We start from the raw sequence: 9,774 nt of genomic DNA, 5'->3' as shown, positions 1-9,774 counted from the left end.
TGACGACCATAGCAAGGTGGACCCACTCCTTCCCTTCCCGAACAGGACAGTGAAACGCCTTCGCGCCGATGATAGTGGATGGACATCCGTGAAAGTAGGTCATCGTCAGGCTCTTTATTCAAAAAAACCCCTTCAGAGATATCTGAAGGGGTTTTTTATTGCCTGTCGCTTTTGGCGCTGTATCCATCAAGGCCATGCAACCATGATTGCCCAAGTAATGTAAGCCTCCGGTAAAACCACCTTTTCAAACACGCTATTAAGCGAGAATATACGTGTCCACGATCATTAAATGGACACGTATGGACTATCTAACAGAGACACCTGCCGCAGAACCGGCACGGCAATCCCGTCGACGGGTTTACAGTCCGGCATTCAAGGCCCATTTGGTTGCCTTGTGCCAAGACCCGGCCACCTCCGTGGCGGCCATTGCCCGGGCACACAATATTAATGACAACATGCTTCATCGCTGGATACGCGAGGCGCAAGCAAAGACACCGGCAACCCCGTCTTTTATCGCCTTGCCAACGTCGGCCGAAGTGGTTCGTCCCATCCAACAAGATAGCGCCGGCCATATTCAAGTAACGCTGCAAGGCAAGCAGATCAACCTGAGCATGCAGTGGCCGCTGCATGATGCCCAAGGTTGCGCTACATTTATTCGTGAAGTACTGCGATGATCCGTATCGACCAAGTCTGGCTGGCGGTGGAGCCCATTGACATGCGCGCGGGTATGGACACTTTGCTGGCCCGGGTGGTACAGGTTTTCGGTAGCGCACAACCGCATCAGGCCTATCTGTTCAGTAATAAACGGGGCACCCGTTTAAAGGTGCTGGTGCATGATGGCCTGGGCATCTGGCTGACCGTGCGGCGTTTACACCAGGGACGCTTTAACTGGGCGCAGGCGGACACAACGCAATGCCCGTTAAGCACTGAACAGGTACAGGCCTTGCTGATGGGGCTGCCCTGGCAACGCCTGGGGGCTGATGCGGCGATCACGCTGCTGTAAACCGGCTGGCAATCCGGTGAGATACCGATGGTTCAGGCAGGCCCGTTATGGCATACTGCACCCCATGACAAAGACGACTGTTTCCCCTCCCGATCTGGATCAACTGGACGAGCACGCACTACGCGCGCTGGTTCGGCAATTGATGGGGAACGTCGAACACCTCACCAAAGATGTGACTTATTTGGGTCAGGATAATCAGTTTAAAGACGCCCACATTCGTAAGCTCACGCATGAGATTGCGGTTTTCGGGCAACTTTACGGTTGAGCGTCACATTCATGGCAAATGGGCCTGCCGTGACTGCGAGCCAATAACCCTGGCCCCATTGCCCGCCCATATCATCGACAAGGGCATCCCGACGCCGGGCTTGCTGTCCCAGGTGCTGGTGGCCAAATATGCGGATCATCTGCCGTTGTATCGGCAGGAGCAGATCTTTGCCCGTGCCGGTGTTAGGCTGGCGCGTTCTACCCTGGCTGAATGGGTCGGTGTGTGTGGTGTACGCCTGCAACCGCTGGTGGCTGCGTTACGGCGTTTGTTGTTGGAGCAAGCTGTCTTGCACGCCGATGAGATCCCAGTCTTAATGCTGCAACCGGGCCAGAAAAATACGAAACGCGCTTACCTGTGGGCCTATACCAGCAGCGACACCGCACCCTTGAATGCCGTGATCTATGACTTTACCGAAGGGCGTGCCGGTGAACATGCCCGCCGCTTCTTCGGGGATTGGCAAGGCCATCTGGTCTGTGATGATTACACCGGTTATAAAGTCTGCTTTACCCAGGGCATTACCGAGGTGGGTTGCATGGCGCATGCCCGCCGCAAGTTCTTTGATTTACAGCAGGCCAATCAAAGCCAGTTGGCCGAACAGGCCCTGCAATTGATGGGTCAGCTCTACGAGGTGGAGCGACAGGCCAAAGGCCTGTCAGCAGCAGAACGCTTGCAATTACGCCAACAGCGGGCTCGGCCAGTGGCCGATGCCCTGCATGCCTGGGTGCTGGCACATCGCCAGAAAGTGCCTGATAATACCGGCATTGCCAGGGCGCTGGATTACAGCCTGAAACGCTGGGTGACGCTGACCCGTTATCTGGATGATGGCCAGTTACCGATTGATAATAACCGGATTGAAAATCAGATTCGGCCCATCGCGATTGGTCGCAAGAACTGGCTCTTCGCCGGTTCCTTGCGGGCGGGCCAACGGGAGGCGGCCGTCATGAGCCTGATTCAATCGGCCAAGCTCAACGGCCACGATCCGTATGCCTATCTGAAAGATGTCTTGATGCGTTTACCGACGCAACAGAACAGCGATATTGAGGAATTGTTGCCGCACCACTGGGCACCGGCAACGGGTGCTTGAAAGAATATTGGCCGCTTACGCGGCCAAGTCAATGTGGGATTACCGAACGCTTACAGCGCTAGTAAAAATCAGACATAAAAAAACGGGCCCGTGCCCGTTTTTTTATGCTTGTGCTACCTAGCTTGCTTACTTCAGGTGCGTGCTAGGCAGTTTGTTTATTTCAAACGTACTGCTTCCTTAAGCAGACAAATTAAAATTGAAGGTATTTCTTTCTTCTTCATCTATTTGCGATACAAGATTGGTTTCCCATTCTAGATATTTTTTGGCTGCCTCTTTGTTGCCGTTATGTCTGTCATGAACAAAAAACAGAAAATCAATGCATTCCGCATCGGGTGGGACGTTGCTTTGCCTTTCCAGGGGTAGGCCTGCCGCTTCAAAAAAAGAAGGATTAAATATTGCCTGCTGAATATTCTGATACCCTGCGTTTACCATATCAGTGGCCAATAGTGCCGTTGTATTATTGTCAGTACCCAGTAACAGTACAGGTGCCTGTTTATTACTGGGGGCATGCTTGAACAGGGTGGGGCGAATGACCCATTGTGCATGCTTTAAATGAACAGAACGGAATTGCGTACTGGACCTGCAGTCCAGGATACTAACCTGCGGATACCGTTTGATGAAGTTAACGGTATCCTCGGAAGAAAGTGCTTGGGAATGTACCACAACAGGGCCTTCATCCATTTGTACCGTTATTGTTGCCAGTTTATCGGTGTCTGCCAGTAGATATACTTCCCAGCCAAGCTGTTTGAGCCAGCTGGCTATCACAGGAGCCCGAATTTGGTCAAAATCGGCTAAAACGATGCGGGCCTTCCTGACGCCAATATATTCGTCGGTTGCCTGAATCAGCTGCCCTCCTGGGGCATGCCGTATAGCGGATGATAGCTGGCTTTTATCATATTCCTGAGCGGTTCGCACATCAAATAGGTATGTGGTTCGATTTGATTCTTCTTGCCAGATTTTTAGTTGCTGGAATGAAATTGTTTGCAGCTCGAATTTTTTGAGCAGATTATTTGCGCTTTGCTTGGCATCAGCGAGCAAGTCTGGATTGATTTGCTCCGGATAAAACCGGTCTGACTGGTGTTCCAGTTCATAGCCTGACAGATACCAACCCTGAGTGCCGTTTTCAAGTGCATAAACGGGGTTGGGAATGCCAAGATTGATCAGGGTTTGGGCGCCAATAATGCTGCGAGTGCGCCCCGCGCAATTGATGACGATTGTCGTTGATGGATCAGGTGCAATTTGACGGGCGCGCAGGGCAAGCTCTCCGTTGGGGCAGCAGATAGAGCCCGGTATATTCATTTTCTGGTATTCCTGTATGGGGCGACCATCCAGAATAACCAGGTTGGACTTTTCGGATTGTATCTGCTCATACAATTGCCGGGCGCTAATAGGCGGTGTTTGATAGATGTGCTCGGCCAGTTCACCAAAAGTTTTACTGGGTAAGTAGACCCCGGCAAAGGTGGCGTATCCAGCCGCTTGCCAAGCTTGAATACCTCCTTGCAGGATATGAATATGGGCATAGCCCAGTCGTTGTAAGGCCTGGGCAGCAGCCTTCACGACTGATTCACCGCTATGGTCTGCATAAACAACAATACGCGTGTTTTTACGGGGTACAAGTATTCTGACATGCAGTTCGAGCACGCTATAGGGTAAAGAAACGGCAAAGAAAAGGTGGTTCTCTCCGTATTGGCCGTGTTCACGCACATCCAGTACGGCTATTTCATGTTCATCATGAATCCAGCTTTTCAGCAATTTGGCATCAATTGTTTTCATTGTTCATAGAAAGGTGAATCTGGAAGTGAAAGGTTTTGCAGGTGTTAATTGCCCTAACGGGTTTTAACACCGATATCCATGATTTTGCAGCTATTGTTTTCTACATCAAAGGCCAGCCTTTCGGTAAGTGTTTCCAGTGCCTTGCCATACATATGCAGGTGGCGGATCAGGCTGTCTTCAATGCGAACGGCGTGAATGTCATCAGGCATTAAGGCGATGCCTTCACCGGGGCCGATGCTTTTGATGGCCGTTTGAACGAGATTGGCTTTTCCGCTAATGCTGCCATTATCGGTGCGGTCGTACAAATAATTGCTTTCGGTGCCCTCTACAGCGGCAATACAGGCCCATGTTGTATGGTTATGCGGCACGATTTTCTTGCCAGGCTTCATCACATTAAGATACAGGGCAAAGCTGTTGTCGGGTTCTGAATGAATTAAATAGCGGGCTTGCAATTCTTCGCCTTCTGGCGCTGGATAGTCTGCTTCTGACCACCAGCTTTTATTGGCGGCCAGATTGATCAGGCCTTCACGCACGGACTCCAGACCTTGACGATTTGGCTCTGGGGTTGTTTGCTGTTTGGCTAGGGTTATGAAAGCATTGATGGCATTTTGCTTGCCATTGTTACTGCTCATGAGTGGTTCTCCTGTGACTTTTATAAAGTATAGTAATTTTCGCAAGCATTGACTAATTAAAAATCTTGGTTAATATATTAGGGATCCTAATGAATTAACCCGGTATTTTCTTTTTTTAATGATTTTTTATATTACTACTCCCTATGAATAACCTGGATCTGGGTTTGTTGCGCACACTGGTTACTGTCGAAAAAACTAATACATTTTCTGGTGCGGCAGCGGTATTGTTCAAAACACAATCTGCCATCAGCCAGCAAATGCAAAGGCTGGAATCCCAGATAGGGTATCCGTTATTTGAAAAACGGGGCCGGCACAGGGAGCTGACGGTTCAAGGCAAACAACTGACCATGTATGCCCGGCGTTTGCTGGCGATTAATGATGAAGTCTTACGCACGCTAGGGCAGCAGCAAGTGGAAGGGCATATTCGTTTTGGTGCGACCTTTGATGTGGCGGATACCATTTTGCCAATCGTGCTTACCCATATAGCGCGTCATGCGCCTAAAGTAAAACTGGATATTCAGGTTGATCGTAGTCCTGCCTTGATGGAGCAGCTGGCATCCGGTGATATTGACATGACGATTTCCACACGCGAAGCGCCTGGATTGAGTGGTTTTGTGGTGCGTACCTCTCCGACGGTGTGGATATGCGCGGCAGATTTTCCTTTTAGCCGGGGGGCCACCTTGCCTTTGATTCTGGCCGATGAACCCAGCATCTTCCGGCAACTTGCATTAACCGCGCTTACGCAAAGCCAGACGCAATGGCGTATTAATTATCTGGCGCCATCTTTGGCAGGTATCAAGGCGGCTGTTCGGGCCGGGTTGGGTGTAACGGCCCGCAGTGTCGAGTTTCTTGGGCCTGATATGAGGGTTCTGGCTGAATCAGAAGGTTTGCCGGCATTACCCTTGGTGACTTACCGGTTGCTGACTCGAAAAGACACGATCAACCCATTGGTTTTACATATTTTTAAAATGTTACGGGCACAGTTTGAATAAGTCCCGCTGCATTCCCCCACCTGAACCTTACTGGTTAGGTGGCGGTAGTTCATAATACAGTCTGATTCCGATCGTGCTACGGTAGGTCTGGACAAGAAATAGGTCGTCGTTATCAGGTCCAATACAGGGTAACATCAGGACATTTGACTAAGCATTTTCCGGAAACGATTAAGCGAGAACAGGAACAGGATCAAGCCAATAATAAACAGGGACAGAAATTGGGGCCATACAACAGCAAAGTCTGCGCCTCGATAAAGGATGGCCTGGCCTAATGAGACAAAGTGCGTGGTAGGGGCCAGCAGCATGATGTCTTGGACAAACTGTGGCATGCTTTCCCGTGGCGTACTGCCGCCCGAAAGCATTTGCAGCGGCAGCAGGACAAGCACCATTAACAGTCCGAACTGGGGCATATTGCGTGATAGGGTGGCCATGAATATACCCATCGACGTAGTGGCAAACAGATGCAGGGCCGCACCAGCAAGAAAAAGCAGAATTGAACCTTCAATGGGAATAGCCAACCCGTCTTGCACAATGATCTGCAGTGAAAAGGCTGACGAGACCAGGACAACCAGGCCCATTGACCATATTTTGGACAGCATGATTTCGGTGGGTGTTACGGGCATGACCAGCAGGTGTTCAATCGTACCGTGTTCGCGTTCGCGAATAAGCGCGGCCCCGGTCAGGATAATGGAAAGCATGGTGATGCTGTTGATGATTTCCATTAAGGCACCAAACCAGGCACGCTCAAGCGTTGGATTAAAGCGCATGCGCATGGCCAGATCAACCATGGGCGCCTCGGTGGCTTTATAGCCCTGGACGAATTCTGTCGTTTCGCTATTGATAATCTGCTGGATGTATCCGCTGCCGGTAAAGGCTTGTGACATTCGGGTGGCATCCACATTTAGCTGGATTTCGGGCTGTTTGCCGGCCAGCACGTCTTTCTGGAAGTTAGGGGGGATATTAAGGGCAAAGGTGAAACGGCCTTCGTCCATGCCAGCGTCCATCTCATTAATGGAAATCATTTCCGGATGCGTAAAACGTGGCGGGAAAAATGCACTGGCAATCCGGCCCGATAGCGGGGAACGGTCTTCATCAACAATCGCGATGGGTGCGCCATGCAGGGTTTCGGGCATGGCCGTGGCGGCGGTATAAACAGAAACGGTAAAGGTATAGACAATCAGGAATAACAGAATCGGATCTCTGATTAAACTCCAGAATTCCTTGATTCCCAGGCGATAAATGTTTTTGAAGTTGGGCATGATCAGGCGTCCTGCTTCTTCAGCAATAAAATGGACAATAATAGAATCACCATAGCGCCTGCCAGCAGGGGCCAGTAATAAATCATCAGATCCTGAAAATCGAGTGCCTTGTTAAAGATTCCCCGGCTGATCATGAGAAAGTAGGTGGTTGGAAATATATGGCCAATGAATGCCGCAAAACCTTCCAGGGCGGAAACCGGATTAAGCAGGCCCGAGAACTGGATGGCGGGCAACAGCGTACCGACCATCGTGAAGAACATGGCGGCAATTTGGCTTTTGGTGAAGGTGGAAGCGAACAGACCCACCCCGGTTGCAAACAGGACGTACAAAAAAGCAGCCAGTAAAAGCGCCAGGAAATTACCCTTGATGGGAACATCGAAAACAGTGACCGCCAGAAAAGTCATGAGCAGGAAGTTCATCATGCCCAAAATAACGTAAGGCACCTGTTTGCCCAGCAGGAATTCGCTGCGGGTAACCGGTGTTACGTACAGGTTGATAATTGAGCCGAGCTCTTTTTCGCGGACTACCGAGAGGGCGGAAAGCATGGCCGGAATCATAAGTAGCAACAGGGGGATGACGGCGGGCACCATGGCGGGCAGACTTTTTACATCGGGGTTATAACGGAAGCGGGTTTGGATAGAGACCGGTACCGTGCTGGCCGGGTTGATGCCCAGGCGCTCGGTCGCCATGGTGGCCAGCCAGCCCTGATGCATGCCGCTGATATAGCCCTGGACGGTTTCTGCCCGTTGCGGGTTGGCGCCATCTACCCAGGCACCAATCTGGACGTTTTTCCCTTGCTTGATGTCACGGGCAAAACCAGGCGGTATTTCTAAAGCCAGTACGATCTCGTTGCTTCGCATGCGCCGGTCAAGATCGGCATAGTCCTTGATAGGGGGCTTTTCTATGAAGTACCGGGAGCCGGCCAGATTCAGCGTATAGTTCTGGCTAAGGGTGGTTTGATCCCGGTCCAGGACGGCAAACGTCAGATCTTCCACATCCATGCTGATACCGTAACCCATAATAAACATGAGAAGGGCGGTGCCAAGCAGGGCAAGGGTCCGGCGTACGGGATCACGCTGCAATTGCAGGGTTTCCAGCAGGGTATAGCTGAAGGCCCTTGAAAAACTGAAACCTGTTGCCATGGCCGGCTCTGGCATAGGATCATGGGCAGGTGTTTGGGCAGGCGTTGCGGGTTCTGCCGTGTCTTCAGAGGGAGGTTGATTGGCGGTGTTTTCTTCACGAACCGCATCTTCCAGATAGGCAATAAACGCATCTTCCAGCGTTTGGGTGCCACGTTGTTGCACCAGTTCTGCCGGTGTGCCGCTAACCAATACCTTACCTGCATGCATGAAGGATATCCGGTCGCAGCGTTCTGCCTCATTCATGAAGTGGGTAGAAATAAAAACAGTGACGCCATCTTTGCGGGCCAGGTCTATCATGAGTTGCCAGAACAGGTCCCGGGCAATGGGATCTACGCCTGAGGTAGGCTCATCAAGAATCAGCAACTCGGGCCCGTGAACCACGGCAACGGCCAGGGACAAACGCTGGCGCACGCCCATGGGCAGGTTGTCGGGCAAGGCGTCAATGGTATCTTCAAGGTCAAAACGCTGGATCATGGCCTTGACGCGGGCCGGTATTTGCGCTTCAAGGACTTTGAACAGGCGGGCATGGAGCACTAGGTTTTGCTTGACCGTGAGCTCCGAGTAAAGGGAAAAGGCCTGCGACATATAGCCAACCCGACGGCGGGTGTCGATATCTTTGGGGTTAACCTCTTGGCCAAACAGCCAGGCCTTTCCTTCAGAGGCCTCAAGCAAGCCCGTGAGCATTTTCATGGTGGTGGATTTACCGCAACCGTTGGAACCCAGGAATCCGAAAATCTCACCTTGCCTGATGCGGAAATTGACATGGTCAACGGCCACAAAATCACCAAAGCGCATGGTTAAATCTTGCGCTTCAATGGCAATATTGGTGTTTTCCTTATTGAAGGGGGGAATGACAATGGCTTGATGAGCGGCCCGTTTTTCTTCGGGTAGCAGCCTGATGAACGCTTCTTCAAGAGAGCGGGAACCGGTTTTTTCATGTAGTTCATGGGGCGTACCGGTAGCTAATATCTTGCCATCGTCCATGGCAATCAGCCAGTCGAAGCGATCGGCTTCTTCCATATAGGCGGTGGCAACAATGACGCTCATTTGTGGCCGACTTTGCCGGATACGATTGATCAGATCCCAGAATTGATTGCGTGCAAGCGGGTCAACACCGGTGGTGGGCTCATCAAGAATCAATAAATTGGGGTCGTGAATGAGCGCGCAGCACAAACCCAGTTTTTGCTTCATGCCGCCAGACAGTTTGCCAGCAGGCCGGGATAAAAATGGATATAGGCCAGTGCTACGGGTAAGGTCATCAATTCGCCGGCGCCTTTCCTGTTCATCGTGACCGAACAGGCGGGCAAAAAATTGCAGATTTTCTTCAATGGACAGGGTGGGATAGAGGTTTTTGCCCAACCCCTGGGGCATGTAGGCAATATGAGGGCAGACCTGGGTACGGTGTACCGCATCGGCCATGCTGCCATTTAACACCTGGACACTGCCTGCCTGAATGGCGCGGGCACCCGCAACAAGAGATAAAAGACTGGATTTGCCAACGCCATCGGGGCCAATCAGTCCCACCATGGTACCCGCTGGGATATCCAGGCTGATATTGTCCAGGGCCAGCTTTTTGCCATAACTGAGGCTGACCGCTTGCAGGCTGGCGACCGGTGTATTCATG

Annotated in this window: 8 protein-coding genes, 1 rRNA gene and 1 pseudogene; 6 read left to right on the top strand and 4 right to left on the bottom strand. The window is 51.4% G+C overall.

The features are described from left to right. The 5 genes and pseudogenes from rrf to tnpC form a co-directional block, all read left to right on the top strand. A 5S ribosomal RNA gene (gene rrf, locus JHL22_RS04430) occupies window positions 1-111 on the top strand; the annotation flags it as partial. 188 nt (window positions 112-299) lie between these two features. Next, window positions 300-674, top strand: coding sequence for an IS66-like element accessory protein TnpA (gene tnpA, locus JHL22_RS04425; RefSeq protein ID WP_200234254.1), 375 nt, complete (start codon window positions 300-302; stop codon window positions 672-674). Next, on the top strand, window positions 671-1,003 hold the full coding sequence (gene tnpB / locus JHL22_RS04420) for an IS66 family insertion sequence element accessory protein TnpB (protein WP_200234245.1): 333 nt from the start codon (window positions 671-673) through the stop codon (window positions 1,001-1,003). Before tnpA ends, tnpB begins: the two co-directional genes overlap by 4 nt. After that, window positions 981-1,268: a hypothetical protein gene (locus JHL22_RS04415; RefSeq protein WP_200234329.1), complete on the top strand. Its 288-nt coding sequence runs from the start codon at window positions 981-983 to the stop codon at window positions 1,266-1,268. Before tnpB ends, JHL22_RS04415 begins: the two co-directional genes overlap by 23 nt. Beyond that, window positions 1,252-2,352, top strand: a pseudogene (gene tnpC, locus JHL22_RS04410) (IS66 family transposase); the annotation flags it as partial. The gene JHL22_RS04415 and the pseudogene tnpC, both read left to right, overlap by 17 nt. A gap of 177 nt (window positions 2,353-2,529) precedes the next feature. On the opposite strand, the gene JHL22_RS04405 reads toward tnpC, so the two are convergent. Beyond that, window positions 2,530-4,125 carry a rhodanese-like domain-containing protein gene (locus tag JHL22_RS04405; RefSeq protein ID WP_200234243.1) on the bottom strand — a complete coding sequence of 532 codons (1,596 nt, stop codon included), beginning with the start codon at window positions 4,123-4,125 and terminating at the stop codon, window positions 2,530-2,532. A gap of 53 nt (window positions 4,126-4,178) precedes the next feature. Further along, the gene (locus JHL22_RS04400; protein ID WP_200234241.1) at window positions 4,179-4,757 is read right to left on the bottom strand and encodes a cysteine dioxygenase family protein; all 579 of its coding nucleotides are present in this window, start codon (window positions 4,755-4,757) and stop codon (window positions 4,179-4,181) included. Between the two features lie 143 nt (window positions 4,758-4,900). On the opposite strand from JHL22_RS04400, the gene JHL22_RS04395 reads away from it, so the two are divergent. Next, entirely contained in the window at window positions 4,901-5,749 is an 849-nt protein-coding gene (locus JHL22_RS04395) for a LysR substrate-binding domain-containing protein (RefSeq protein ID WP_200234239.1), read from the top strand. A 134-nt stretch (window positions 5,750-5,883) separates the two neighbouring features. Here JHL22_RS04395 and JHL22_RS04390 read toward each other — a convergent pair whose 3' ends face one another. Both JHL22_RS04390 and rbbA read right to left on the bottom strand, forming a co-directional pair. After that, complete coding sequence (locus tag JHL22_RS04390; protein ID WP_200234237.1) at window positions 5,884-7,008, bottom strand: ABC transporter permease; 1,125 nt, start codon at window positions 7,006-7,008, stop codon at window positions 5,884-5,886. 2 nt (window positions 7,009-7,010) lie between these two features. Next, window positions 7,011-9,773 carry a ribosome-associated ATPase/putative transporter RbbA gene (gene rbbA, locus JHL22_RS04385; RefSeq protein ID WP_200234234.1) on the bottom strand — a complete coding sequence of 921 codons (2,763 nt, stop codon included), beginning with the start codon at window positions 9,771-9,773 and terminating at the stop codon, window positions 7,011-7,013. Window position 9,774: the final 1 nt, after the last annotated feature.

The sequence above is a fragment of the Advenella mandrilli genome, assembly GCF_016595155.1.
Taxonomy (GTDB): Bacteria; Pseudomonadota; Gammaproteobacteria; order Burkholderiales; family Burkholderiaceae_B; genus Advenella; species Advenella mandrilli.
This window is presented reverse-complemented; position numbering and strand designations above follow the sequence as displayed.

Bases quoted from the DNA above. Each gene is read 5' to 3' on its own strand.
- tnpA (WP_200234254.1), top strand. From the start codon at position 300: ATGGACTATCTAACAGAGACACCTGCCGCAGAACCGGCACGGCAATCC.
- rbbA (WP_200234234.1), bottom strand. From the start codon at position 9,773: ATGAATACACCGGTCGCCAGCCTGCAAGCGGTCAGCCTCAGTTATGGC.
- JHL22_RS04390 (WP_200234237.1), bottom strand. From the start codon at position 7,008: ATGCCCAACTTCAAAAACATTTATCGCCTGGGAATCAAGGAATTCTGG.
- tnpB (WP_200234245.1), top strand. From the start codon at position 671: ATGATCCGTATCGACCAAGTCTGGCTGGCGGTGGAGCCCATTGACATG.
- JHL22_RS04405 (WP_200234243.1), bottom strand. From the start codon at position 4,125: ATGAAAACAATTGATGCCAAATTGCTGAAAAGCTGGATTCATGATGAA.
- JHL22_RS04400 (WP_200234241.1), bottom strand. From the start codon at position 4,757: ATGAGCAGTAACAATGGCAAGCAAAATGCCATCAATGCTTTCATAACC.
- JHL22_RS04395 (WP_200234239.1), top strand. From the start codon at position 4,901: ATGAATAACCTGGATCTGGGTTTGTTGCGCACACTGGTTACTGTCGAA.
- JHL22_RS04415 (WP_200234329.1), top strand. From the start codon at position 981: ATGCGGCGATCACGCTGCTGTAAACCGGCTGGCAATCCGGTGAGATAC.